This is a genomic window from Hydrogenobaculum sp. Y04AAS1, from assembly GCF_000020785.1.
In the GTDB taxonomy this organism is placed as follows: Bacteria; Aquificota; Aquificia; order Aquificales; family Aquificaceae; genus Hydrogenobaculum.
Genome location: NC_011126.1, coordinates 419,526 through 443,442, shown reverse-complemented (window position 1 = coordinate 443,442; position 23,917 = coordinate 419,526). Strand labels below are relative to the sequence as shown.

General features: G+C 34.5%; 24 protein-coding genes, 1 tRNA gene and 1 other RNA gene. 15 read left to right on the top strand and 11 right to left on the bottom strand.

Translation table 11 applies throughout. The features are described 5' to 3' along the window. The first annotated feature begins 21 nt into the window (after positions 1-21). The 7 genes from ffs to HY04AAS1_RS02520 all read left to right on the top strand — a co-directional run bounded on the left by ffs (position 22) and on the right by HY04AAS1_RS02520 (position 5,031). An RNA gene (gene ffs / locus HY04AAS1_RS08285) (signal recognition particle sRNA small type) lies at positions 22-118 on the top strand. Further along, the gene (locus HY04AAS1_RS02545; RefSeq protein ID WP_012513546.1) at positions 112-702 is read left to right on the top strand and encodes a 7-cyano-7-deazaguanine synthase; all 591 of its coding nucleotides are present in this window, start codon (positions 112-114) and stop codon (positions 700-702) included. Before ffs ends, HY04AAS1_RS02545 begins: the two co-directional genes overlap by 7 nt. Positions 703-748: 46 nt before the next feature. Beyond that, on the top strand, positions 749-1,333 hold the full coding sequence (locus HY04AAS1_RS02540; RefSeq protein ID WP_012513545.1) for a DeoR family transcriptional regulator: 585 nt from the start codon (positions 749-751) through the stop codon (positions 1,331-1,333). Between the two features lie 11 nt (positions 1,334-1,344). Further along, a complete protein-coding gene (locus HY04AAS1_RS02535; RefSeq protein WP_012513544.1) occupies positions 1,345-2,094 on the top strand; it encodes a YebC/PmpR family DNA-binding transcriptional regulator in 750 nt (249 codons plus the stop codon). Between the two features lie 15 nt (positions 2,095-2,109). Beyond that, positions 2,110-3,432: a UDP-glucose/GDP-mannose dehydrogenase family protein gene (locus tag HY04AAS1_RS02530; RefSeq protein WP_012513543.1), complete on the top strand. Its 1,323-nt coding sequence runs from the start codon at positions 2,110-2,112 to the stop codon at positions 3,430-3,432. 11 nt (positions 3,433-3,443) lie between these two features. Further along, the gene (glyA, locus tag HY04AAS1_RS02525) at positions 3,444-4,697 is read left to right on the top strand and encodes a serine hydroxymethyltransferase (RefSeq protein WP_012513542.1); all 1,254 of its coding nucleotides are present in this window, start codon (positions 3,444-3,446) and stop codon (positions 4,695-4,697) included. Continuing rightward, a complete protein-coding gene (locus HY04AAS1_RS02520) occupies positions 4,681-5,031 on the top strand; it encodes a DUF2250 domain-containing protein (RefSeq protein ID WP_012513541.1) in 351 nt (116 codons plus the stop codon). The genes glyA and HY04AAS1_RS02520 overlap by 17 nt, the downstream gene beginning before the upstream one ends. On the opposite strand, the gene HY04AAS1_RS02515 is transcribed toward HY04AAS1_RS02520, so the two are convergent. Genes HY04AAS1_RS02515 through fumC form a run of 4 tightly spaced genes read right to left on the bottom strand, consistent with a single transcriptional unit; the run spans position 5,019 to position 8,695 of the window. Next, on the bottom strand, positions 5,019-5,585 hold the full coding sequence (locus HY04AAS1_RS02515) for a DUF996 domain-containing protein (protein ID WP_012513540.1): 567 nt from the start codon (positions 5,583-5,585) through the stop codon (positions 5,019-5,021). The genes HY04AAS1_RS02520 and HY04AAS1_RS02515 overlap by 13 nt on opposite strands. Continuing rightward, on the bottom strand, positions 5,582-5,980 hold the full coding sequence (locus HY04AAS1_RS02510; RefSeq protein ID WP_012513539.1) for an EVE domain-containing protein: 399 nt from the start codon (positions 5,978-5,980) through the stop codon (positions 5,582-5,584). The genes HY04AAS1_RS02515 and HY04AAS1_RS02510 overlap by 4 nt, the downstream gene beginning before the upstream one ends. Next, on the bottom strand, positions 5,977-7,311 hold the full coding sequence (gene bioA, locus HY04AAS1_RS02505; RefSeq protein WP_012513538.1) for an adenosylmethionine--8-amino-7-oxononanoate transaminase: 1,335 nt from the start codon (positions 7,309-7,311) through the stop codon (positions 5,977-5,979). The genes HY04AAS1_RS02510 and bioA overlap by 4 nt, the downstream gene beginning before the upstream one ends. Then, positions 7,301-8,695, bottom strand: coding sequence for a class II fumarate hydratase (fumC, locus tag HY04AAS1_RS02500; protein WP_012513537.1), 1,395 nt, complete (start codon positions 8,693-8,695; stop codon positions 7,301-7,303). Before fumC ends, bioA begins: the two co-directional genes overlap by 11 nt. A gap of 123 nt (positions 8,696-8,818) precedes the next feature. Between fumC and HY04AAS1_RS02495 the strand changes: the two genes are divergently transcribed. From HY04AAS1_RS02495 to def, 3 genes are all read left to right on the top strand, one after another. Beyond that, positions 8,819-8,893 (top strand) — tRNA-Gly (locus tag HY04AAS1_RS02495). A 6-nt stretch (positions 8,894-8,899) separates the two neighbouring features. Further along, complete coding sequence (locus tag HY04AAS1_RS02490) at positions 8,900-9,397, top strand: ACT domain-containing protein (protein ID WP_012513536.1); 498 nt, start codon at positions 8,900-8,902, stop codon at positions 9,395-9,397. Then, complete coding sequence (gene def / locus HY04AAS1_RS02485) at positions 9,394-9,888, top strand: peptide deformylase (protein WP_012513535.1); 495 nt, start codon at positions 9,394-9,396, stop codon at positions 9,886-9,888. The genes HY04AAS1_RS02490 and def overlap by 4 nt, the downstream gene beginning before the upstream one ends. On the opposite strand, the gene argJ is transcribed toward def, so the two are convergent. The 7 genes from argJ to HY04AAS1_RS02455 form a co-directional block, all read right to left on the bottom strand. After that, positions 9,885-11,015 carry a bifunctional glutamate N-acetyltransferase/amino-acid acetyltransferase ArgJ gene (gene argJ / locus HY04AAS1_RS02480; protein WP_012513534.1) on the bottom strand — a complete coding sequence of 377 codons (1,131 nt, stop codon included), beginning with the start codon at positions 11,013-11,015 and terminating at the stop codon, positions 9,885-9,887. The two genes, def and argJ, sit on opposite strands and share 4 nt — an antisense overlap. A gap of 3 nt (positions 11,016-11,018) precedes the next feature. After that, the gene (gene der, locus HY04AAS1_RS02475) at positions 11,019-12,308 is read right to left on the bottom strand and encodes a ribosome biogenesis GTPase Der (protein WP_012513533.1); all 1,290 of its coding nucleotides are present in this window, start codon (positions 12,306-12,308) and stop codon (positions 11,019-11,021) included. Between the two features lie 12 nt (positions 12,309-12,320). Continuing rightward, on the bottom strand, positions 12,321-13,598 hold the full coding sequence (locus HY04AAS1_RS02470) for an FAD-binding oxidoreductase (protein WP_012513532.1): 1,278 nt from the start codon (positions 13,596-13,598) through the stop codon (positions 12,321-12,323). Further along, on the bottom strand, positions 13,576-13,761 hold the full coding sequence (locus tag HY04AAS1_RS02465; RefSeq protein ID WP_012513531.1) for a Trm112 family protein: 186 nt from the start codon (positions 13,759-13,761) through the stop codon (positions 13,576-13,578). The genes HY04AAS1_RS02470 and HY04AAS1_RS02465 overlap by 23 nt, the downstream gene beginning before the upstream one ends. Then, positions 13,758-14,921 carry an LL-diaminopimelate aminotransferase gene (locus HY04AAS1_RS02460; protein ID WP_012513530.1) on the bottom strand — a complete coding sequence of 388 codons (1,164 nt, stop codon included), beginning with the start codon at positions 14,919-14,921 and terminating at the stop codon, positions 13,758-13,760. Before HY04AAS1_RS02460 ends, HY04AAS1_RS02465 begins: the two co-directional genes overlap by 4 nt. An 83-nt stretch (positions 14,922-15,004) precedes the next feature. Next, positions 15,005-15,283 carry a PD-(D/E)XK nuclease domain-containing protein gene (locus tag HY04AAS1_RS08525; protein ID WP_337954100.1) on the bottom strand — a complete coding sequence of 93 codons (279 nt, stop codon included), beginning with the start codon at positions 15,281-15,283 and terminating at the stop codon, positions 15,005-15,007. Between the two features lie 112 nt (positions 15,284-15,395). Further along, on the bottom strand, positions 15,396-16,541 hold the full coding sequence (locus tag HY04AAS1_RS02455; protein WP_337954084.1) for an AAA family ATPase: 1,146 nt from the start codon (positions 16,539-16,541) through the stop codon (positions 15,396-15,398). A gap of 157 nt (positions 16,542-16,698) precedes the next feature. Between HY04AAS1_RS02455 and HY04AAS1_RS02450 the strand changes: the two genes are divergently transcribed. From HY04AAS1_RS02450 to HY04AAS1_RS02430, 5 genes are read left to right on the top strand one after another with little or no spacing between them, the layout of a single operon-like run. After that, positions 16,699-17,907 carry an argininosuccinate synthase gene (locus HY04AAS1_RS02450; RefSeq protein WP_012513529.1) on the top strand — a complete coding sequence of 403 codons (1,209 nt, stop codon included), beginning with the start codon at positions 16,699-16,701 and terminating at the stop codon, positions 17,905-17,907. Position 17,908: 1 nt separating this feature from the next. Continuing rightward, positions 17,909-21,355 (top strand): chromosome segregation protein SMC, encoded by a 3,447-nt coding sequence (smc, locus tag HY04AAS1_RS02445; RefSeq protein WP_012513528.1) that lies wholly within the window; start codon positions 17,909-17,911, stop codon positions 21,353-21,355. A gap of 23 nt (positions 21,356-21,378) precedes the next feature. Continuing rightward, positions 21,379-22,059: a fumarylacetoacetate hydrolase family protein gene (locus HY04AAS1_RS02440; RefSeq protein ID WP_012513527.1), complete on the top strand. Its 681-nt coding sequence runs from the start codon at positions 21,379-21,381 to the stop codon at positions 22,057-22,059. Then, a complete protein-coding gene (locus tag HY04AAS1_RS02435) occupies positions 22,046-22,999 on the top strand; it encodes an ABC transporter permease (RefSeq protein WP_012513526.1) in 954 nt (317 codons plus the stop codon). The genes HY04AAS1_RS02440 and HY04AAS1_RS02435 overlap by 14 nt, the downstream gene beginning before the upstream one ends. After that, positions 22,996-23,895, top strand: coding sequence for a DUF58 domain-containing protein (locus HY04AAS1_RS02430; protein ID WP_012513525.1), 900 nt, complete (start codon positions 22,996-22,998; stop codon positions 23,893-23,895). Before HY04AAS1_RS02435 ends, HY04AAS1_RS02430 begins: the two co-directional genes overlap by 4 nt. Positions 23,896-23,917: the final 22 nt, after the last annotated feature.

The window sequence follows — 23,917 nt, the reverse complement described above, 5'->3', positions numbered from 1 at the left end:
TAAAAAATATTTATGCTATAATATTAATAACCTTGCAACGGGACAGGGTGAACCCCGCCAGGTCCGGAAGGAAGCAACGGTAAGCCTGCCGTCTCGGGTGCAAGGTTTTTTATGAAAGTAGTTAGTCTGGTAAGCTCTGGTTTTGATAGTATCTCGCTTTTAAACTATTATATAAATAAAAACTATGAAATATATCCAATATATGTAAAAAGCGGATTTAAATGGGAAGAGGAAGAGCTAAAACATCTAAAAGATATAATAGATCATATATCTAAAAGCTATAAACTCATAAAACCTTTAAAAGTAAGCCATGCTCCTAATGATTTTTTTGAGGACTTCAACGAAAGAGCATTTATAAATGATGAAGATGTAGAGATTCCTTTTAGAAACCTAGATCTTTTGATAAGTGCCTTAAAATATGCTTACGCTGTTGATGCAAACCTTATAGCCATAGGTATCATGGGTCTTGTGGCTTTTAAAGATAATTCTTATAATTTCATAAAAACCATAAACGATCTATTTTCTATGTATGGAGATTACAAGGTAGATACACCGTTTCTTGGTATGTCTAAAAAAGATGTATTCGATAGATACTTTATAAAAGAACTATTTGATAAAGCCTTTTGTTGCATGAACCCAACAGATGGTAAAGAATGTGGTGTTTGTTCAAAGTGCAAGGAAAAAGAAAGTTTGATTTTATAAATCTTATATCTTGCTTTTAAGACAAAAACAAATTATAATAATATAAGTGGATAGAAAAAGAGAAATTTTAAAGCTCATAAAAGAAGGCGAACAAAATACGAAAAAGTTGGCAGAGAGATTTGGCGTTTCTTTGATGAGTATATATAGAGATTTAAAGGAGCTTGAGAAAGAAGGCCTAATTGTAAGAAAGTATGGAAAGTTAGAAGTAGCAACTAGAAACATCAAAGAATCTCAAGAAAAGCAAAAAGATACATGTGCTTTTTGTAATAAAGAAAATGACGATAGATTGAGGTTTACATTCCATCTAGAAAACGGCAAACAGATACACACTTGCTGTCCTCACTGTGGGCTTCTTTTATACAAAAGCATATTAGATCCTATAGAAGCAATAACCACTAAAGATTTTATTACCTGCAACCTTTTAAGCGGTACTTCTGCTTACTATGTACTTGGTTCTGCGGCAGTGCCTTGTTGTTCTCCTTCTGCTTTGGCTTTTGCAAGAAAAGAAGATGCTATTATGTTTAAAACAGGATTTGGAGGGGAAGTTTTTGAATTTGAAGAAGCTACAAAGGTGATATGGGATCTTATGAAATACGGCAGTATTCTTAAAATCGGAAAACTTAATAAATAGGAGTTTAAAATATGGCAGGACACAGTCATTGGGCGCAAATCAAGCATAAAAAAGCTAAAGTTGATGCACAAAAAGGAAAACTTTTTGGTAAGCTTATAAGAGAAATAACAGTAGCTACAAAGTTAGGCGGGCCAGATCCAAACGCAAACCCAAGGCTTAGAATTGCTATAGAAGCAGCAAGAAAAGTAAGTATGCCCATGGATACCATAGAAAAAGCTATAAAAAGAGGGACTGGCAACGATAAAGAAGGAGCTTTGGAAGAAATAGTTTACGAAGGATACGGCCCTGGTGGTACAGCTATTATGGTAGTAGTAGCCACTGACAATAGGAATAAAGCTACATCGGAAGTAAGACACGCTTTTTCAAAACATGGCGGAAACCTAGGTTCTTCTGGATGCGTGTCTTATTTGTTTGAGCAAAAAGGTGTAATAGAGATTCCGAAAGAAGCTACAGACGAAGAAAAGCTTATGGAAGCTGCTTTAGAAGCAGGGGCTGACGATGTTGAATCCACTGAAGATATGTTTATCGTTTACACAAATCCTAAAGATGTATACACGATAAAAGATATTTTAGCCAGCAAGGGCTTTACAATAGAAAGTGCTAAGACAAGCCTTATTCCTACAACAACTGTAGAGATAAAAGATGTAGATACTGCTAAAAAGCTTCTAAACTTGCTAGAACACCTTGATGAGCTTGATGAAGTCCAAGAAGTTATATCAAACTTTGAAATAGACAAAGATATATTAGCAGCTTTAGGTTAATGATATAATAAAAGCATGAAACTATCGATAGTAGGCACTGGATACGTAGGACTAGTTACAGGTACTTGCTTTGCCGAAATGGGCAATGAAGTTTATTGTGTTGATATAGACAAAGAGAAAATAGAAAAGTTAAAACAAGGCATCATACCCATTTATGAACCAGGCTTAGAAGAACTTGTAAAAAGAAACACATCTCAAGGAAGGCTATTTTTTACCACAGACATAAAATACGCTGTTGAAAATACAGATATTATCTTTATAGCTGTGGGTACACCTATGGGAGAAGATGGTAGTGCAGATTTAAAACATGTGTTAAGTGTGGCAAGAGACATAGGAAAATACATGAATAGACATAAGTATGTTATAAACAAGTCCACGGTACCCGTTGGCACAGCTATAAAAGTTAGAGAAGTTATCCAAGAAGAGTTAGACAAGCGTGGTGTAAATATAAGCTTTGACGTTATATCAAACCCAGAGTTTTTAAAAGAAGGTGCAGCTGTGGAAGATTTTATGAAACCAGATAGAGTAATAGTGGGGGCCGATTCAAAAGAGGCGATGGAGCTAATGAAAGAACTTTATGCTCCTTTTACCAGAAACCATGAAAGATTTATAGCTATGGATGTAAAATCTGCAGAAATGACAAAATACGCTGCCAATGCTATGCTTGCCACCAAGATAAGCTTTATGAACGAAATAGCAAACATATGCGAAAGAGTGGGAGCAGATGTAAATAAAGTTAGGGTAGGTATAGGTTCTGATCCAAGAATAGGATATCATTTTATATATCCAGGGTGTGGGTATGGGGGAAGCTGTTTCCCTAAGGATGTAAACGCCCTTATAAAAATAGCCCAAAATGTGGATTATGAGCCAAAGATTTTAAAAGCTGTGGAAGATGTAAACGCAAAACAAAAAAAAGTACTAGTAGAAAAAGCAGTAAAACGTTTTGGAGAAGATTTAAAAGATAAAACCTTTGCGGTATGGGGACTTAGTTTTAAACCAGAAACCGACGATATGAGGGAAGCAAGTTCTTTGGTTATAATAGATGAGCTGACAAAAAGAGGTGCCAAGGTCAAAGCTTACGACCCGGTAGCGATGGAGCAAGCAAAAAACTTTTATCTAAAAGACAACCCAAATGTATCTTATTTTAAGAGTAAGTACGATGCTCTTAACAACGCCGATGCTCTATTTCTTATAACAGAATGGAAAGAGTTTAGAAGTCCAGATTTTGAAGAGATGAAAAAAAGGCTTAAAAATCCAATAATATTTGATGGTAGAAACCAGTATAACAAAGAAAAGCTTGAAAGTTTAGGCTTTGAGTATTATCAAATAGGCGTTTAAGGAGGTTTTTTATGCTTTTAAAAGCCAAAGACAAAGAAGTATACGATGCTATAGCATCAGAGCTAAATAGACAAAATTCTTACCTTGAGATGATAGCATCGGAAAATTTTACATCTCTTGAAATTATGGAAGCCCAAGGTTCGGTGCTTACAAATAAGTACGCAGAAGGATTACCCCATAAACGTTATTATGGTGGTTGTGAGTACGTAGATATAGTAGAGGATCTTGCAATCCAAAGAGCTAAAGAGTTGTTTAAAGCAGAACACGCCAACGTTCAACCTCACTCTGGTTCTCAAGCTAACATGGCAGTTTATATGGCTGTGTTAAAGCCAGGTGATACAATACTCGGTATGAGCTTAGCCCATGGAGGACACCTAACACATGGTGCTACAGTAAATTTTTCTGGCAAGATATATAACGCAGTTTATTATGGTGTTAGGGAAAGCGATTATCTTATAGATTACGATCAAATGTATAAACTTGCCAAAGAGCATAAACCCAAAATGATAATAGGTGGAGCCTCCGCTTACCCAAGAGTGATAGACTGGGCTAAGATGAGAGAAATAGCTGATTCTGTAGGAGCATACTTGATGGTAGATATGGCTCATTATGCTGGTTTGATAGCTGGTGGGGTGTATCCTAGTCCAGTGGAAGTGTCTCATTTTGTAACTTCTACCACTCATAAAACCCTCAGAGGACCAAGGAGCGGATTTATTTTATCAAAACAAGAATTTGCAAAAGACATAGATAAAAGCGTATTTCCAGGCACCCAAGGTGGACCTTTGATGCATGTTATAGCGGCAAAAGCTGTTTGTTTCAAGGAGGCCATGAGCGACGAATTTAAACAATACGCTCAACAAGTGGTGGAAAATGCAAGAGTGCTGGCAGAAGAGCTTTTAAAAGAAGGAATAAACGTACTTACCGGCGGGACAGATTCCCACATGGTGCTTGTGGATCTTAGAAACATAGGTATCACCGGAAAAGAAGCGGAAAATAGACTTGGAGAAGCTGGTATTACAGTAAACAAAAACGCAGTGCCCTTCGATCCATTGCCACCTACGAAAACAAGCGGTATCAGAATAGGAACGCCTGCTCTTACCACCAGAGGCATGAAAGAAGATCAAATGAAGATTATAGCAAAGATAATAGCTAAGGTGCTAAAGAACTATTCCGAAGATACACTGCAAAAAGCAAGAGAGCAAGTAAAAGATCTTTGTGAAGCGTTTCCCCTTTACAAAGAATTAAAAGATGAAATTTGTGTTTGAAGGGCATGAGTACGAACTATCGGACTTAGAGCTAAAAATCCTAAAATACCACAAAACAATGGGACCAGATTACTCAAAGCTCATCTCCCATAGATTTCATATAAGCCTTCAAGAGGCTTTTGATATACATAAAAAACTTTTAGATATGGGGCTGCTCCAAAAAGTGACAGCCCCCATTATAAACTACCATTCAAAAGATAAAAGATTAAAATCTCTAAAACATAGAAACCATACATACTACGATTTATCAAGAACTGGCAAACTCTTACTAAGAGAGTATGAAAGACAAGTAAAAGAAATAGAATTAGAACTAGAGTTTCCTTACAAAAGATGATTGAGTTTGTTTGGTAGTTTTATAAAAGCTATCAAAAGCAATATATAAGAGATATAGACTATAAGTATACCCACAAAGAATATTACCAGCGTAGAACCAAAAAACATCAACTTTCCAACAGTTTCAAAAAGCTTGTGGTTTGTGGCTTTTGAAAGCTCATGAAAAGCCTTTTTATAATTGTAAGATATAAACATGCCAACCAGATAAACCCCTACAAAAATCATAAGACTAACCAAAAAGAAAAACGCCCCTTCGTTAAAACCTGTTTTATAAACTTTTGATAAAACAAATCCAAAACCAAACATAAGCTCAAAGATGAGCACCGCAAAACCAAGTATTATACTCGGCACAAAAGCTTGTAAGAATTTACTAAATAACTTATCGTTGTCAAAGACCTTACTAAATCTATTGAAAGCCATCAAAATCAAAGACATCCCAGCAAAAAAAGCAAACACACCCAAAAAAGGTATAAAAAAAAGACAAAGAAACAAACTGCCCATTATACCAAGCTTTTTAGCAGAGGAAATATCTATCTCTTTAGTCATAGTACTCATAACGATTGCTCTAAATTTTCAATAACTTTTACAAGATGCTCAGGCACTTCCATCACAGAAAGCCTTGGCATCTTAACCAAATAAAAATCTTTAAAAGCCTCTATGGATTTTATCTCTGAAAGGCTTATCTTTCTTTTTAATCTTCTTATGGGTACTATATCAAAAACAAACAAACCAGAAGAATCTTGATAGGGTGAAGATACTATCTTTGCCAAACCTACAATAGCCTTTTCATCACCTGTGTGATATATGTATGCCATATCTTCTGGTTTTGCGCTTTTAATAAACTTTTGAGCTAAGGGATTTTTAACCCCGTCCCAAACGGTTTTACCTTCTTTTTCAAGCATATCGTAAGAATAAGAGCTTGGTTCTGTTTTTAAAAGAAAATATTTCATAGGCTCTCCGTTACAACTTTTATGGACTCATGCAAAACATCTAAAACCTTATCCATCTCTTCAAAGCCTATAGAAAGGGGCATCACAAGTATCATGTTGTTTCCAAGAGGTCTTAAAAATACACCTTTTTTCTTAGCGTAATTTGCCACTTTAAAACCTATTCGTTCTTTTAGTTCATAGGGCTTTTTCTTGTCTTTGGCTAGTTCAATGGCAGCCATAAATCCAAGCTGTCTTGTCTCTTTAACGTGTTTTAAAGATTCAAACTCTTTTAGACGTTTTTCAAGATATTCTATTTTTTCTTTTAAAAGCCCCAATACGTTTTCTTCTTCAAAGATCTCTATATTCTTAAGAGCCACTGCGCATGCTAGATTGTTGCCAGTGTATGTATGGCCATGGAAAAAGTGTTTTAGTTCTTCATACTCACCTAAAAAAGCATCGTATATTTCTTTTGTGGTAAGTGTGGCTGCCAAAGGCATATAACCACCGGTTATACCTTTACCAAGAGCCATAAAATCTGGACATATATCCTCTTGTTCTACATAAAACATGCTACCGGTCCTACCAAAACCAGTGGCCACTTCATCGGCTATAAAAAGAACACCGTAATGCTTAGCCATTTCATAAACGCTTTTCATAAAACCCTTAGGATACACTAAGAATCCAGAAGCTGCTTGCATACCAGATTCCATAACTATAGCTGAGGTTTTATCATGTATATCCTTTAAAAGCTTTTCAAGCATATCAAGAAGCTCTTCAGTGCTACTAGTTTTTGTAAAATGATATGGAGATGGGAGTTTGTAGGTTTTAAAAAGTAAAGGCTTATAAGTATCGTGAAACAAAGAAACACTACCAACACTTACACTTCCTATGGTATCACCGTGATAAGCCCCTTCAAAACTTATAAAATAAGGTCTTTCTTGGTCTAAGTTTTTAAAGTAATGATAACTAAGCTTAATAGCTATTTCCATAGCCTCAGCGCCGTCTTCAGAGTAAAAAACCCTTTCAAGGCAAGAAGGTGTTATGTCCACAAGTTTTTTAGCCAACATAATAGCCGGTACGTTGGAGTTTCCAAGTGTTGTGGTATGAGCCACTTTGTTGAGCTGGTTTATAAGGGCTTGGTTTAGTTTTGGGTGATTGTGTCCGTGGATATTGCACCACAAAGAGGATATAGCATCTATATATTTGTTTCCATAAATATCGTATAGATAAACTCCTTCCCCTTTTTCAAATATAATGCCCCCTTCTTCTTCATAAACCTTCATTTGGGTAAATGGATGCCAAAAATATGTTCTGTCTGTTGATTCTAAAAACATCAAAGATTCAATCTTCATGGGGTTTTGCCATCTTCTCCGGTCTTACGTATTTATCAAACTCCTCTTCTGTAAGTATGCCAAGCTCTATTGCAGCTTGCTTTAAAGATATATCTTTTTCATAGGCAGTTTTGGCTATTTTTGCAGCGTTATCATAACCAATGTAAGGATTAAGTGCTGTCACAAGCATAAGAGACTCTTGCACATAAGAGTTTATTTTCTTTAGGTTTGGTTTTATACCCTTTACCATGTGATCGGCAAATGATCTCATAGCATCAGATAGAAGTTTTGCAGAGTTTAAAAAGTTAAATATAATCACTGGATTAAACACGTTTAGTTCAAAATTACCTTGGGAGTCGGCAAAGCCTATAACCGTATCGTTTCCCATCACCTGCACACAAACCATCGTCATAGCTTCTGATTGTGTGGGATTAACCTTCCCTGGCATTATTGAAGAACCAGGTTCATTGGCTGGGAGTATGAGTTCTCCTATGCCAGCTCTTGGACCAGAGCCAAGCCATCTTATATCGTTGGCTATCTTCATCAAAGCCGCCGCTAAAGATTTCATAGCACCGCTTGCCATCACAAAAGGATCGTGAGAACTTAAAAACGCAAACTTGTTTCTAGACAATTTAAAATCTATACCGGTAAGCTCTGATAAAACCTCTACCATCCTTTTATCAAAACCTTTTGTAGCGTTTAGACCTGTGCCTACTGCTGTTGCACCTATACCTATTTCTTTTAACTCCGGTAACACCAACTTTATACGCTCAAGGGCAGTGTCTAACTGATGCACATACCCACCAAATTCTTGTCCAAGGGTCATTGGTACAGCATCTTGAAGATGAGTCCTTCCTATTTTTACAATATCCTTAAATTCTTCGGCTTTTTCCTTTAAAGCATCTCTTAGATACTCTATAGATGGTATGAGCTTATCTTGAAGGATTTGTACTGCAGATATATGCATAGCAGTTGGGAATGTATCGTTGGAAGACTGAGACATGTTAACATGATCGTTTGGATGTATTGGGTCTTTAGAGCCTAAGGGTTTACCCGCTAGCTCAGCCGCTCTATTTGCTATTACCTCATTTACATTCATATTGCTTTGGGTTCCAGAACCAGTTTGCCATACTTTTAAAGGAAAATGTTCATCTAGTTTGCCTTCTAATATCTCATCTACTACTCTTACAATGAGATCTTTTCTATAATCATCTAGTTTTCCAAGTTCGTTGTTTACAATAGCTGCTGCTTTTTTGATGAGAGCCAAAGCCTTTATTGTTTCAATAGGCATTATATCGTTTGAAATGTTAAAATACATTAAAGATCTTTGAGTTTGAGCTCCCCAGTACTTATCGGCTGGGACTTTTACTTCGCCCATGGTATCTCTTTCAATCCTATACTCCATACTACACTCCTATAAAGCTTTTTAATATTATATATCAAAAGCCATATACAAAGTATCTTTCATATAAATTGATACATATCATGTTGCATAAACGATATAGATGTGATATAATGGAAATTCTAAGCGAGCGTAGCTCAATGGTAGAGCACCACGTTGCCAACGTGGTTGTTGCGGGTTCGAGTCCCGTCGCTCGCTCCATTTAATATGAAAAAATATATACTGACAGCTTTTGGAAAAGATAAACCTGGGATTGTAGCCTCTATTACAGAGATTTTGTACAAGATGGGTGCCAACATAGAAGACTCATCTATGAGCAGATTATCTGGTCAGTTTGTTATTATGCTTCTTTTTACTTCTAAAAACCCCATACAAAAAGAAGATTTTGACCTAGAGGATATAGAAGTAGACATAAAACCAGTAGAAGACAAAGAACCCCAAGAAGAGTCAAATTGCAACGCTATTATATCCATATATGGAGCGGATAAAGCCGGCATAGTTTACAGCGTTTCAAAGCTTTTAGCATCAAAAAATATAAACATAACCGATCTTAGGACTCACAAGGTGAAAAATATATATATAATGCTTATGGAAGTAGAGCTTAAAGACGTTAGTTTATCATCTTTAGAAAAAGCTTTAAAGGATTTGTCAAAAGAGCTAAACGTAGATATATCTTTGCAGGAGGTTTGCAAAGAGGTCCTTTGATATACGAAATCCTTGTTTATCCAAATCCTTTACTCAAAGAAAAATCAAAAGATGTTAATAAAATAGACGACAATATTATTAAACATATAGAAAACCTTAAAGAAACTATGTATTCAAAAGATTTTTGTACCGGTATAGCCTCTTCTCAAGTGGGTGTCTTACAAAATATAGTAGTAATGGACGCTTCCCGCTTTAGAAAACCGCCTAAAAACCACCATGGCCTTATCACACTTATCAACCCTGTCATAATAAAATCTGAAGACAGCATAATTTTTAGAGAAGGGTGTCTTAGCGTACCAGAATATACCGCCAACATCCAAAGGTATAAACACGTATCTGTAAAAGCCTTAGACGAAAAAGAAAATGAAATAATACTAGATTTAGAAGGTCCAGAAGCTGTTTTATTTCAACATGAGCTAGACCATTTAAACGGTATATTGTTCCTTGATAGACTCACATCTTTAGATAATCTTTTTAAAAGAAAAACCTAAGTAGTATATTCAGCGTTTATCTTAATATATTCGTATCCAAGATCAGAAAATCTATAGCTAAAATGTTCTTTACCCTCCTTCAAATCCAAAACAATCTCTACTTCTTGAGATTCTCTCATCTTTTGACTTAGTTTCTCTTCGTTAAAATGAAGAGGCTCTTTGTCGTATACTTTGGTACCCATTATAGATAAACTTATTTTCAGTGGATCTATAGGAAAGACAGTAGAACCAGCGGCAGCCAATATACGCCCCCAATTGGGGTCGGCTCCAAACATTGCAGTTTTTACAAGGTTAGAAGTGGCTACAGCGTTTGCTATAACTTTTGCTTTTGTTTTAATACTAGCGTGTTTAACTTCTATAGTTATTATCTTGGTAGCTCCTTCCCCGTCCTTTACTATCATATCAGACACTTCTTTGCAAACTTTGTATACACAGCTGTATACATCGTTAGAATAATCTAAGTCTCCGTAAGATATAACGCCAAAAGAATCGTTGGTACTTTGACACCCATCTACATCTATAGAGTTAAACGTTTTCTCTAAAATATCGTCAAAATGTTTTCTTGGCATAAGTTTTGAATTTGCAAAACAAAAAGCAAGCATGGTAGCCATATCAGGATGAATCATACCGGCTCCTTTACCAAAACAAAAAGCCTCATAGTCATCTTTTTTGCAAAAAGCGTACTTTGGAAATCTATCGGTGGTGGATATTGTCTTAGCAGCCATTTCAAGGTCTAAAACCTCTAAATGATTTACAGCATATTCTATACCTTCTAATACATTTATTATGGGAAGTGGTTTTCCTATAATACCTGTAGAAAAGACAAGTACCTCTTCTTTTGGTATATCAAAAAGCTCTGCTACTTTTTCTCCCATCATCTTTGCATGTTCATAACCCTCTATACCAGTACCGCAATTGGCATTTCCACTGTTTATAACCATAGCGCTCACCCTGTTACCAGAAGCCTCAAGCATGTTCTTAGAATATAGCACCGGTGCTGCTGCAAAATGATTTGTGGTAAATACAAAGTGAGATTCGCAGGCAAAGGGAAGCTTTATCACAAGCAAATCTTCTTTTCCAGATTCTTTTATACCAGCTTTTGCAATCCCCATTAAAACGTTGTTCATAATCTATACCTCTTTCTTTTGATGCTCTTTTAATATTATATTTAAAGGTGCATAGTTTATATTTAGTTTCTCTCTTAACTTTTTCTCAAAAAATCTAAGATAATCCTCTCTCCAAAAATCTTTGTTGTTGGTATGAAGCACAATGGTTGGAGGCTTTGGCGAAAATACTGTATAATAAACTTTTATAGATTTTGTTGAGTTTTGTGGATACTCTTCTAAAATTTTTTCTACAACTCTATTTACATAGGAAGTCTTAATAGGCTTTGAATATTCTTCGTAAATATCTATAGCTTTTTGCAGTATAGAAAAAACATTTATACCTTCTTTTGCGGATACGTAAACTCTTGGAGCAAAATAAACAAACTCTAACTTTTTATCTACGTGTTTTTTAAGAGCCTCGATGTCTTTTATCAAATCTATTTTGTTTAATACCACTATAAGCCCCTTACCTTTCCTATTCACAAGACTAGCAAGCCTCATGTCTTGCCTTGAAACTCCTTCTGTAGCATCTATCACAAGAGCACAAACATCTGATTTTTCTATAGCTTCTAAACTTCTATTTACCGCAAAAAACTCTACACCATAATCTATATTTGAAGGCCTTCTTATACCAGCAGTATCCACCAAGATAAAATCTTTACCTTCATAGCTAAACTCTACATCAACAGCGTCTCTTGTAGTGCCAGCTATGTTTGAAACTATCACTCTATCTTGCTTTAAAATAGAGTTTAGCAAAGAAGATTTACCACTATTTGGCTTTCCAACAAAGCTTAGTTTTATAAAATCAGCCTTTTCTTCTAGCTCTTCCATAGCTTTTAAATCTTTTGTTATCTCTTCTAAAAGCTCAAAAACACCGGTACCATGAGTGGCTGAAATCTCAAATACGTTATCAAACCCAAGCTCATAAAACTCTGAAGCACTGGCTTTTTTACTATCTGTTTTGTTTACCGCCACATAAACTTTTTCTTTATAAGGGTAAAGAAGCTTAGCAATATCTTTATCTTCTGGCATAAGCCCGGTCTTGCCATCCACTACAAATATTATCTTATAAGCTTCTTTGTAAAGTTTAAGCACTTTATCCCTTATAGCTTGAGATATCTCTTCTTTAGAATCTGTCAAACCACCGGTATCCACCAGCTTAAAAACCTTATCTTGAAAAACAGCTTTAGACTCTATCACATCTCTTGTGATCCCTGGTATATTTTCTACTATCGATATCCTTCTTTTGGAAATCTTGTTAAATAGTGTAGATTTACCAACGTTTGCTCTTCCGGTTATAACGATTTTCTCCATTTATTAATTATCTCACAAAAGCCGTTCTGACATCAAAGACTTTAGTATAAAATTCTCATCGTATTTGGCTTTTAAAGATAATAAAGCTTTTATTTGGTCTTTGTATATATGCTGAAACACGTCTTTAGGAAGCCTTGAATCCTTTGCCATGTATATAAGTCCGTTATAACGCACAACGACATCGTCAAATTTATGAAGCATCTTAAGGACATCGTCTTTCACTGGAAAATCTAAGGCCAGCGTAAAGCCCTCTTTCGCAAAAGAAAACACTCTATTTGAAGCGTTTTTCATTCTTTTTAACACCACTAGATATGGATATATCTTATGAGATTTTATAATATCAAAAACTTCAAAACAAGCCTCTTTTGGTCCTACAAACTGATATTGCAAAAACCCTCTTTTGCCGTAAAATCTGTTCCAATTTTTTATATTGTCCAAAGGAAAGAAAAAATCAAAATAATGTACCAAAGATTCGCCTTTTGGCATCTTGGTAAAATAATAAACATTGTAAGCTCTTATATCCATATCGTTTAAGATAAAGTTTGGCATCACAAAAGGTATATCTATTGTTTTTTTGCTTTTAAAAGCCTTAAAACTAAATTTTAAATCAAGAGGAAGCTTTTCATAATACTCATAATCTCCAAACATTACCAAAGCATTTTCGGTAAAAGCGTCTATCCAACATACTGAAAATTCGTAATTTTTGTCAAATGTTTCCAATAACTCTATAGCCTTGTCTATGCCTTTGGTAGGTATGATATTTTGTCTTATATACTGGCTTGCCTTTACTATCTTTAGTTTAGCTTTTGTGATAATTCCAAGAAGGCCCATTGACCCTATAGCACCCCAAAAAAGCTCACTGTTTTTTTCTTTAGAGCACTGATAAACACCTCTTGGTGTTATTATTTCAAAACCCTCTATAAAATCTCCAAAAACCCCCTTTGAGCTTTTGCCGTGTATATCGTTTGCTATAGCACCACCTACACTTATAAGAGAAGTACCAGGAACTATCGGCAAAGCGTATCCTCTTGGTAATAAAAACTCCAATAATTTTTGAAGTTGTATACCAGATTGAACTTCTATGTATTCTTTTTCAAAATCTACATTTAAAAATAGATTTAAACCCGTTGTATCGTATATATTTTTATACAAAGCTTCATCGCCGTAACTTCTACCGTAAGCTCTTGGTATAAAGCTTTTAGAAAAATCTACTTTATCTAAAACATTTGCTTCTATGCAAGGAAATCTACCCCACCCACAGAGAAAACTAAGGTTTTTTGATGTATTCATCAAGAGGTTTTGCTTGTTCTACAAGAAGAATTGGTATATCTTCTTCAATCTCGTAAACGAGTTTACAATTACCACAAATTAATATATCCTTCTTTTCGTTGTAAAGAAGCCCGCCCTTACACTTAGGACAAGCTATGATATCTAATAGTTCTTTGTTTATCATAAAGTGAGCGTTTTTATCCTATCGGCAGCTTCTTTTAGTCTATTTGTATCTACGGTAAGAGATATCCTAAAATAACCTTCTCCCGCTTCACCAAAACCACTACCCGGTGTTACCACTATGGCAAGTTTATCTAACAAAAGCTCTGCAAAACCAGCAGAGGTAAAACCTTTTGGCACTTTAATCCAAAGGTAAAATGTGGCATCTGATTCGAATACGTCAAGGTTTATGGCTTTTAAAGCCTCTGTCATAACTTTTCTTCTTTCTTTATATATATCTCTAAGATTTTGAACTACGCTATCGTCTAAGCTAAGGGCCTTTATACCTGCTTCTTGTATGGCTTGAAACTGTCCTGAATCTACGTTTGTCTTGATCTTGCCAAGACCAGCTATAAGACTTGGATTACCAACTGCCATACCAATACGCCAACCAGTCATGTTGTAAGTTTTGGATAAAGAGTGAAACTCTATAGCCACATCTTTAGCTCCTTCAAATTCAAGAATAGAGCGAGGCGGTTCTGATGCGTATATCTCAGAATAAGCCAAATCAGAGGCTATTATAATACCGTATTTATGAGCAAACTCTATAAGCTTTTTATAAAAAGAATCTGGCGCTTTTGCAGAGGTGGGATTGTTTGGATAGTTTACCCATATTATTTTGGCTTTTTGTAAAACATTTTGAGGTATAGAATCTATATCTGGCAAGAAGCCATTTTCTTCTTTTAGGGGCAACATGTAAGGAATGCCACCAGCAAAGATAGTGGATATCTTGTAAACCGGATAACCAGGATCTGGACAAAGCACGTAATCTCCAGGATTTACAAAAGCAAGTGGAAAATGAGCTATCCCTTCTTTAGAACCTATAAGTGTCACAATTTCTTTATCTGGATCTAGCAGTACGCCAAAACGCTTTTTATACCAATCTGCCACAGCTTTCCTAAAAGCATACATACCTTCGTAAGAAGGATACCTATGATGCTCTGGTTTTTCTAAAGCCGCTTTTCCAGCTTCCACTATAGGCTTTGGAGTTGGAAGGTCTGGATCGCCTATACCTAAGTCTATTATGTCTGCTCCTTGAGCAGCCTTTTCCCTTTTTTTCTTATCAATAGCCGCAAACAAATACGGTGGTAAAACCTTTAGCCTTTCAGAAAACTCAAATTCCATAGGAATATTATAAAATATTTTTGAAAATTTTACATATTATCTTATTGGTAAGCTTATATTTTTTGTATAAGCTAAGATTAACGCTATATCTTCTCCCACTCAAAACCTACAATATTTTTATCTTTCTTGCTAAACTCTATGCCTATTAGGCATATATCATTATATTTGCCTTTGTACTTTTCATAATACCTTTTATCTTTTATCTGTTTTAAAGCAACACCCTCTTCTTTGTCTTCTACTACCTTAAACTCTATGATATAAATGCTGTTATCACTTAGTACACTTAGATCTATCTGGCCTTTGTTGGTGTTGTCTTCTGCTACTACATTTAGCCCTGCTCCGTTAAAAAGTGCATATACAATAGATGCATAAAAACCCTCATAAGAGTCTATATCGTTTTTTCTATACCAATCATGTGGGATGCTTGCAAATAATGTGTATATAGCATCTTTTAGTTTGCTTACATTTTTCTCTTTAAAATTTGAAAATTTGTTTTATATTAAGTTCTGTTTTTGTTATATTACTAGTGCCAAAATCTAAATAAAAAAGAAAGGCGTTGTTTAAACTTTTCCTTACTTCTAAGTTTGGGTAAGATAGGATATACACTCCATCTTCTTCTAAAAACTCTTTTATCGTAAGATATCCTAATTGAAACAAAAGATTTTCTACCCTTATGTTGTCTACATCAAGATTTGATAAGATCTCATCTCCTACTTCCAGGTTATCAAGCTTTGGGATGTAGTATCTGTTTTTCATAAACATCTTTATCAAAAATGTAGGTGTTGCTGTTTCAAACCAAAAGGCTCTAAACCTTTTTTCTGAAAAAAGAAGGAGTATATCAAAAGGATTGTAAACACTTTCCCCAAGCCAACTATAGCCGTTGTACCACTGTTTTATCTTCTCTTTATCAAAATCCTTTAGCCTATCATGAAATACACTTTCAAGTTCAGATTGTGTATATCCACAAACAGTGGCAAAACTTGGGTCTATGGTTATATCGTTTAGCTGATTTAGTCCACTAAATATAGATACTTTTGAAAACCTTGACACCCCTGTAAGAAATACAAGTTTAAGATAAGGATCAGAGGGTTTTAGTATCTCAAAAAACTTTTTTAGTATATCTCTATTTCTTCTTGCTTTTTCTATATCTTCTATTACATCAAGTATAGGCTTATCGTATTCATCTATAAGCACTACTACTTTTTGATTGTATTTTTCATACAGTTTTTGGATGAGCTCTTTAAATTTTAGGCCTAATATCTCTTCTTCTAAGGTTATCTGATGCTCTTTTGCTACAGCTTTTAGGAAAGAATCTAATGATTTTATAAGATTTTCTTCTGTATCAGGATAAGCTTGACTTAAATCAAATTTTATAATAGGATATTTTTTATCCCAACCCCAGTTCTCATATAGATACAAGCCTTTAAACAGTTCTTTGTTGCCAGAAAACGCTTCTTTTAGTGTATCAAGAAAAAGAGATTTGCCAAACCTTCTTGGGCGGGATAAAAAATAATATCCACCGTTTTCTAATTTTTTAACAAACATTGTTTTATCTACATAATAATAGTTGCTATTTCTTATTTTTTCAAATGTTTGTATACCTATTGGTAAAAGCTTCATATTGTGATTATAACATAGTTAACCATGAGATTAATGAGCCAAGGTAGATTATAAATTTAATTAAAAGAGTTTTAGAAGAATCTTATTACATAGACACCAAAACCAACTTACAATGTGTTGAACTTATAAACTTTTGTTTTTGAAGTATAATAATATAATGGCAAAAAGAGTGATACTTGCTTATTCTGGTGGTTTGGATACGTCTATCATAGTAAGATGGCTTACGGAAAGAGGTTTCGAGGTGATGACCTACACAGCAGATGTAGGACAAAAAGAAGAACTTTCAGAAATACCAGAAAAAGCTAGAAAAGCCGGGGCTGTAGAGGCCATAGTAGAAGACATAAGAGAGGAGTTTGTCAAAGATTTTTGTCTTCCAACCCTTAGGGCTTTGGCTTTGTATGAGGGTAAATATCCTCTTACAGCTTCTTTATCAAGACCTCTTATATCTAAAAAACTTATAGAATACGCCAAAAAAAGAAATGCAGATTACATAGCCCATGGGTCCACCGGTAAAGGAAACGACCAAGTGAGATTTGAAGTATCAGCTTGGGCTTTAAACCCAGATATAGAAGTATTAGCACCTGTAAGAGAATGGGAATTTAAATCAAGAGAGCAAGAGATAGAATATGCTTTAAAATACAACATTCCTGTAAAAGCTACAAAAGAAAACCCATACTCCATAGATAGAAATCTCTGGGGTGTATCTATAGAATGTGGTATCTTAGAAGACCCTTATCAAGAGCCACCAAAAGATGCCTATCAAATCACAAAAGATCCAGAAGAAGCACCAAATACTCCAGAATATGTAGATATTACCTTTGAAGAAGGAACTCCTGTAGCTATAAACGGTAAAAGCTTTGATACTCTTTATAAGCTTATAGAACATCTAAACGATATAGCAGCTCCTCACGGCGTAGGACGCATAGACATGGTAGAAAATAGACTGGTAGGCATAAAAAGTAGAGAGATTTACGAAGCTCCTGGGGCTATGTGTTTATACAAAGCTTACAACGACTTAGCATCTTTGACTTTGGACAAATACACTTATCAGTATCTAATAGGACATGTATCAAACACCTACGCAAATTTAGTATATGAAGGGCTTTGGTTTTCTCCTTTAAGGGAAGCCTTGGACGCTTTTAACAACAACATATCAAAATATATAAACGGTACAGTAAGGCTAAAGCTATACAAAGGAAATATAGATGTGGTGGGAAGAAAATCTCCAAACGCTCTATATATTGAAGAGCTTTCCACATACACAGAGAAAGATGCTTTCGATCATAAAGCTGGTGCTATGTTTACAAAGGTTTACGGCTTGCCTTTAAAAGTTTTAGGTCGCGTAAAAGCTAAAAACCAAAAATAAGATGGAAAATGCCTACATAGAAAAAATTGTAGTTACAAACTTTAAATCCTATGGCACAGAAAAACTAGAAATACCAATAGGAGAGGGCTTTATAGGGATAGTGGGGCCAAACGGAGCTGGAAAATCAAACATAGGTGATGCTATATCCTTTGGTCTTGGGCTTTCCACATCAAAAACCATGCGGGCTAAAAACCTCACACACCTTATATATTCAAAACAAGGTCAAAGAGAAGATTTTGCACAGGTGGATATACACTTTTCAAACCCACAAATATTTGGATACGATGAGTTTGTAGTTACAAGGATTATCTATAAAGATGGTAAAAGCGTATATAAACTAAACGGCAAAATTATAAGAGAAAAAGATTTGCATCTAATACTTGCAAGAGGTGGCATATACAAAGAAGGCTACAACATAGTATTACAAGGAGATATAGTAAAATTTGTAAAAATAACACCTTTAGAGCGAAGAAAAATCATAGAGGATGTAGCAGGTATAAGCGAATACGAGCAAAAAAGACAGTTTGCTTTAGAAGAACTAGGAGAGGCTGATATAAAAATAAGAGAGTTAAAACCACTTGTAGAAGAATTAGAGGCAAATTTAGAAAAATTTGAGAAAGAAAAAGAAAGGCTTCATCAATACAAAGCTTTGATGGAGAAAAAACATATACTTGAGTGTGTTTTGCTTTTAAAAGAAAAACAAAGCCTTCTAAAGGACTTGCAAAAAACTTCCGAGGAAAAAGAAGCTTTAGAGACTAAAAGCTCAAAACTTTTAGAAACCATAGATATTAAAACCAAAGAACTAAAGGATGTAGAACAAAAAATCACAAACTTACAAGAAACCCTTCTTCCTTACAGAGAATCTTCTGGTAAGCTATCGGCAAAGATAGAATACATAAAAGAGCAAAAAGCCTCGAAAGAGCAAGAACTAAAAAAAGAGCTATCCCATAAAGAAGATATTGAAAAAAAGATTGATTTTCTTGAAAAAGATTTGCTTAGTTTAGAAAAAGAGCTTTTAGGGATAGAACAAGAAAAATTATCAAAAGAAAAAGAGTTTTATAGCATAGAAGAGCTTATAAAAGAAAAAGAAAAAGAACTAAAATCCACCGAAGAAAAGCTAAATCTATCACCAGAGGAGATAGAACAGATAGAGAAAAAAGAAAAAGAGTTAAAGTCCATTTTAGAACAAAAGAAAAAACAATACCAGCAATATATAGACCAAATCCAAGATATATCCCAAAAACAAAATAGATACAAAGACGACATACAAAGACTAAAAGCCGATTTACAAGCGTTAGAACAAAAAGATTTTGTTGAAGAAAAACTAAAAACATTCCAAAAAAATATAGAAGAGGCAAGGCTTTCTATAGAAGCGATACAGCAAACTATAGCCAAATATACAAGTTCCTTGACAGAAACAAAGAAAGAAATAGAGCAAATCATATCAGAAAAAGCAAGAATAGAGTCTCAGCTTAGATACAATGAGGATGATACTTATATATTCCAAAATATAAAAGGCGTTTATGGTAAAGTAGAAGATCTTATAAGCTTAAAAGATGAAGAATACAAAACAGCTATAGAAGCTGCGGCTGGGGCTAGGCTTTCTTATGTGGTTGTGGAATCTGAGGAAATAGCAAAAACTTGTATTGAGCTTTTAAAAAAGAACTCTGATAAAAGAGTAAGCTTTATACCGCTAAACCGTATAAAAACCCAAAGTTTACCACCTTATCCAAGACAGCGCGGATATATAGACTTTGCAGTAAAGCTTGTTGATTACGATAAAGCGTTAGAGCCTGCCATAAGCTTTGTTTTTGGCGATACTCTTGTGGTAGAGAGCTTTGATGTGGCTAAAAGCCTACAAAACTATAGATGTGTAACATTAGAAGGAGAAGTATTTGAAAAATCTGGTGTTATAACAGGGGGAAAAGCAAAACAACACTCAAACATCGGCAAAAAAGCCCTTTTAGAAAAACTAGAATTTTTAAACGAAAAATATAACCTCTTAAAAGCAAAAGAACAACAGCTAGACCAAAATATCGGTAAAGCAAAGTCTTCGCTCATAGAAAAAGAAGGTGTAATAGCAATAAATACAAAGTATATCAAAGATTTGGAAAATCAAAAAAAAGATACGCTCTTACAAAAATCAAATATATTAGAGCGTATAAAATCTGGTGAAGAATACATAGAGCACTTAGAAAACAAGAAAAAAGAGCTATTAGAGATGTTAGAACCTTTGAAAGAGGAGATAAAATATATAGAAGAAAAGCTTACAAACCTAGAACTTAGAAAAAAAGATATACTTTCATACTATACTAGCAAAGAGATAAAAGAGCTTAAAGATACTATAGAATATTACAAAAAGCTTCATTTAGACAAAACAAAAGAACTAAACACCATAGAACTAAAGAAAAATGACATCTCAAAAAATATAGAATATGTAAAATCCTCTGTAGACCAAAAAAAGCAAGAACTTATTGGAGCTCATTCTCAAATAAAGAGTTTAGAACAAGAGCTAACGTCTTTAGATCTTGAACTAAAAAGCGCAGAAGAAGAGTTGAAAGAATCAAATGCAATGTTTTATAAGCTTTACGAAGAGAAAGAGCTTTTAGAGAAAGAGCAAAAAAATTTACAATCAGAACTAGGTGGTCTTAAGCTAGAGCACGAGAGACTTTTGGAGGAGATTGGCTCTTTATCAAACGACATCACAAGAATTCAAACAAAGATAGAATCTATAAACGAAGCTCTAAAAGAAAAGGAGTACGACGGTACCATCTACGAAGAGCAAAACCAAAGCGCTTCAAAATTAAAAGAAGAACTAGAACGTACCAAAAAACTTTTGGAGAGTATGAGCGATATAAATCTAAAAGCCGAAGAAGAATACGAAGAAACCCTAAACAGATTAAAAGACTACAAAGAAAAATTAGATCAACTCATAAAAGACAAGCAAGCGATAAAGGCTATGATAGAGGAGATAGATAGAAAAAAGTACAGCGCTTTTATGGAGGCTTTTAACAACATAAGAAAAAATTTCAAAGAAATATACGCTAAAGTATCTTATCAAGGAAAAGCGGATTTATCTTTGGACAACGAAGAGGACCCATTTTCTGGTGGTGTTTCTATATTTGTAAAACCAAGAGGAAAAGATGTGCAGTACGTAGAGGCGATGTCTGGTGGAGAGCAAACGCTGGCGGCAATGTCTTTGATCTTTGCCATACAAGAGTATAAACCATCGGTGTTTTATTACTTTGATGAGATAGATGCTCATTTAGACGAGGCAAATGCCTATCTTCTTGGTCAGATGATAAAAGAAAAATCAAAAAATGTGCAGTTTATAGTGGTAACCCTCAGAGAAAACCTGGCAAACTTTGCAGATAAGCTTATAGGAGTAACCAACAAAGACGGTATTTCAAAAACCCTTACCTTCAAATCTTTAAAAGAGGTATCTTAAAGTCTATGCTATAATTAGATTTCATGTATAGATTTCAAAGAAAAAACGATAGTATCTGGCTTTTAGGAAAAAACAAAGAAGTAAAGTTTAAACCCACAAAGGTTGTATGCGTTGGGTTAAACTATAAAGCCCATGCCAAAGAGCTCAATATGGATATACCAAAAGAACCACTTTTGTTTTTAAAACCCACAAGCAGTATAATTTTAGATCAAGAAGATATAATATATCCAAGAGCCTCTACAAGAGTTGATTACGAAGGAGAGCTCGCTATCGTTATATCTAAAACATCCAAAAAACTCTCTTACAAAGATGCAAAAGATGCAATCTTGGGATTTTGTATAGCAAACGATGTCACAGCAAGAGATTTGCAGAAAAAAGATATACAGTTCACAAGATCAAAGTCCTTTGATACATTTTGCCCTGTAGGACCAGCAATAGTAAAAGATGTAGATCCATTTGATCTAAATATAAAAACGTATCTAAACAACCAATTGAAGCAGCAGGGCAACACTTCAGATATGATATTTGATGTATATGAGATTGTAAGCTTTGTATCGCATATTATGAGTCTTTATCCACACGATATAATTATCACAGGTACACCACCGGGTGTTGGCCCTATGCAAATAGGGGACAAAGTAAGCATAGAGATAGAAGGAATAGGTATTTTAACAAACATCGTTAAAGAAGATGTGGAAAACTAAGTTTGCACTTAGTATAATTGTGTTCTTAACAATCCTTGCTGTAGGTGCAGATTTTATAGCCCCTTACTCATATAAAAAGCAATTTAGAGAGTATGTCTTTGCCCCGCCTACTCCTCTACATTTATCCTTACATGGGCTTTATATATACAAATTAAAACCTGTTCAATCTCTAACCAGGACCTATATAGAGGATAAAAATAAAATCTGTTATATAGATTTTTTCGTAAAATCAAAAAACGATTTTAAGCTTTTTAGACCAAACTGTGGGCATATATTTTTACTTGGTACAGATGCTCTTGGAAGAGATGAATTTTCTAGACTTTTATACGCTTTAAGGGTATCCCTTGCAATATCTATAATAGGTGCTATTACCACAATTACAATAGGTACTTTGATAGGTAGTTTAGCTGGATATGTAGGTGGTATTTTAGACAACATAGTGATGAGATTTGTAGAAGTTATGATGGCTATGCCTACATTTTATCTTATGCTATCTATAAGAGCGCTTTTTCCCCTTGATATATCTGGGGTTTATGTGTTTGGAATGATCGTTTTTATATTGTCGTTTTTTGGTTTTGCACCCTTTTCAAGGATTATAAGGGGAATGGTTTTATCAATAAGAGAATACGATTATGTAAATGTTGCAAAATTTTACGGAGCAAACCCTTTTTATATCATCTTTAAGCATATTCTACCAAATATAAAAAGCTACATCGTGATAAGCACAGTTTTATCTATACCTGCTTACATAGTAGCTGAAGGTTCTCTTAGCTTTTTAGGACTTGGTATAGAAGAACCATATCCATCTTTAGGAAACATGCTACCAAAAAGCATATACATTATACTGCTCTATCCTTGGACGCTATCCTCAGCTATTGTGATATTTTTACTTATAGTGGCGTTAAACCTCTTAGGAGACGGATTATCAGAGCAAGGATGAATGTAAAGATAACCCCACTTGGTATATTTTATATAATTATAATGCTTCTTTTTGGCTTTGCCGCCATAAACACCACCAACAATCTCCTTTATATGATCACATCTTTTATGATGGCTTTTATGATAATAAGTGGTATTATATCCTACTACAATATTAAATTTTTAGAACTTACATTTATAAAAGCCTATGATTTTTTTGCAAATGAACCAGGAAAAGTGATCATATCTATAAGAAATAAAAAAAGCTGGCCCTCTTTTCTTATAAATGTATTTGTGGCAAAAGATTTAAATAAAGATGTAAAAAGATTTTTTAAAACATACAAAACCCTTGAAATAGTCTATGAAAAATCTATTTTTATGCTAAAAGCCAAAGAAGAAAAACAGATAGAGCTTATATTAAGTTTTGAAAAAAGAGGCAATTACAAAGAGCTTGAGGTTTATATATCCTCTGATTTTCCTTTTGGTTTTGCATATAGAGAGATAAAATATGTAGTCCCAGCAGATATATACGTATATCCAAATCCCAAACAATACAAAATAAATACAGCTAACTACAGATCAGAAAAAGGTTTTATAAAGACAAACGAGGGACAAGAGCTTTATCAAATAAGAGAATATAATAGCGAACATCCAAAGTATATAAACTGGAAAGCTTCAGCCAAGGTGCAAAAGTTGATGGTAAACGATTTTTCAGATTTTATAAGCAAAGAAATAATACTAAGACCAGAGGATTTTGATATGGATTTAGAACAAAAACTATCTTGTATGAGTTTTATAGTGTTAGAAGCCTCAAAACAAAATGCAAAAGTAGGGCTTGATTGGAATGGTTTTGTTATCCCGCCAAGCGATTCTATGTTTCATTATATAAAGATTTTAAGATTCTTGGCTACAGCGTAAAAATTGGCAACATGTTATAATT

Excerpts from the sequence above, each read along its gene's own strand:
- HY04AAS1_RS02545 (WP_012513546.1), top strand. The coding sequence starts at position 112 with ATGAAAGTAGTTAGTCTGGTAAGCTCTGGTTTTGATAGTATCTCGCTT.
- HY04AAS1_RS02535 (WP_012513544.1), top strand. The coding sequence starts at position 1,345 with ATGGCAGGACACAGTCATTGGGCGCAAATCAAGCATAAAAAAGCTAAA.
- HY04AAS1_RS02530 (WP_012513543.1), top strand. The coding sequence starts at position 2,110 with ATGAAACTATCGATAGTAGGCACTGGATACGTAGGACTAGTTACAGGT.
- glyA (WP_012513542.1), top strand. The coding sequence starts at position 3,444 with ATGCTTTTAAAAGCCAAAGACAAAGAAGTATACGATGCTATAGCATCA.
- HY04AAS1_RS02520 (WP_012513541.1), top strand. The coding sequence starts at position 4,681 with ATGAAATTTGTGTTTGAAGGGCATGAGTACGAACTATCGGACTTAGAG.
- HY04AAS1_RS02515 (WP_012513540.1), bottom strand. The coding sequence starts at position 5,585 with ATGAGTACTATGACTAAAGAGATAGATATTTCCTCTGCTAAAAAGCTT.
- HY04AAS1_RS02510 (WP_012513539.1), bottom strand. The coding sequence starts at position 5,980 with ATGAAATATTTTCTTTTAAAAACAGAACCAAGCTCTTATTCTTACGAT.
- bioA (WP_012513538.1), bottom strand. The coding sequence starts at position 7,311 with ATGAAGATTGAATCTTTGATGTTTTTAGAATCAACAGACAGAACATAT.
- fumC (WP_012513537.1), bottom strand. The coding sequence starts at position 8,695 with ATGGAGTATAGGATTGAAAGAGATACCATGGGCGAAGTAAAAGTCCCA.
- HY04AAS1_RS02490 (WP_012513536.1), top strand. The coding sequence starts at position 8,900 with ATGAAAAAATATATACTGACAGCTTTTGGAAAAGATAAACCTGGGATT.
- argJ (WP_012513534.1), bottom strand. The coding sequence starts at position 11,015 with ATGAACAACGTTTTAATGGGGATTGCAAAAGCTGGTATAAAAGAATCT.
- der (WP_012513533.1), bottom strand. The coding sequence starts at position 12,308 with ATGGAGAAAATCGTTATAACCGGAAGAGCAAACGTTGGTAAATCTACA.
- HY04AAS1_RS02470 (WP_012513532.1), bottom strand. The coding sequence starts at position 13,598 with ATGAATACATCAAAAAACCTTAGTTTTCTCTGTGGGTGGGGTAGATTT.
- HY04AAS1_RS02465 (WP_012513531.1), bottom strand. The coding sequence starts at position 13,761 with ATGATAAACAAAGAACTATTAGATATCATAGCTTGTCCTAAGTGTAAG.
- HY04AAS1_RS02460 (WP_012513530.1), bottom strand. The coding sequence starts at position 14,921 with ATGGAATTTGAGTTTTCTGAAAGGCTAAAGGTTTTACCACCGTATTTG.
- HY04AAS1_RS02455 (WP_337954084.1), bottom strand. The coding sequence starts at position 16,541 with ATGAAGCTTTTACCAATAGGTATACAAACATTTGAAAAAATAAGAAAT.
- HY04AAS1_RS02450 (WP_012513529.1), top strand. The coding sequence starts at position 16,699 with ATGGCAAAAAGAGTGATACTTGCTTATTCTGGTGGTTTGGATACGTCT.
- smc (WP_012513528.1), top strand. The coding sequence starts at position 17,909 with ATGGAAAATGCCTACATAGAAAAAATTGTAGTTACAAACTTTAAATCC.
- HY04AAS1_RS02440 (WP_012513527.1), top strand. The coding sequence starts at position 21,379 with ATGTATAGATTTCAAAGAAAAAACGATAGTATCTGGCTTTTAGGAAAA.
- HY04AAS1_RS02435 (WP_012513526.1), top strand. The coding sequence starts at position 22,046 with ATGTGGAAAACTAAGTTTGCACTTAGTATAATTGTGTTCTTAACAATC.
- HY04AAS1_RS02430 (WP_012513525.1), top strand. The coding sequence starts at position 22,996 with ATGAATGTAAAGATAACCCCACTTGGTATATTTTATATAATTATAATG.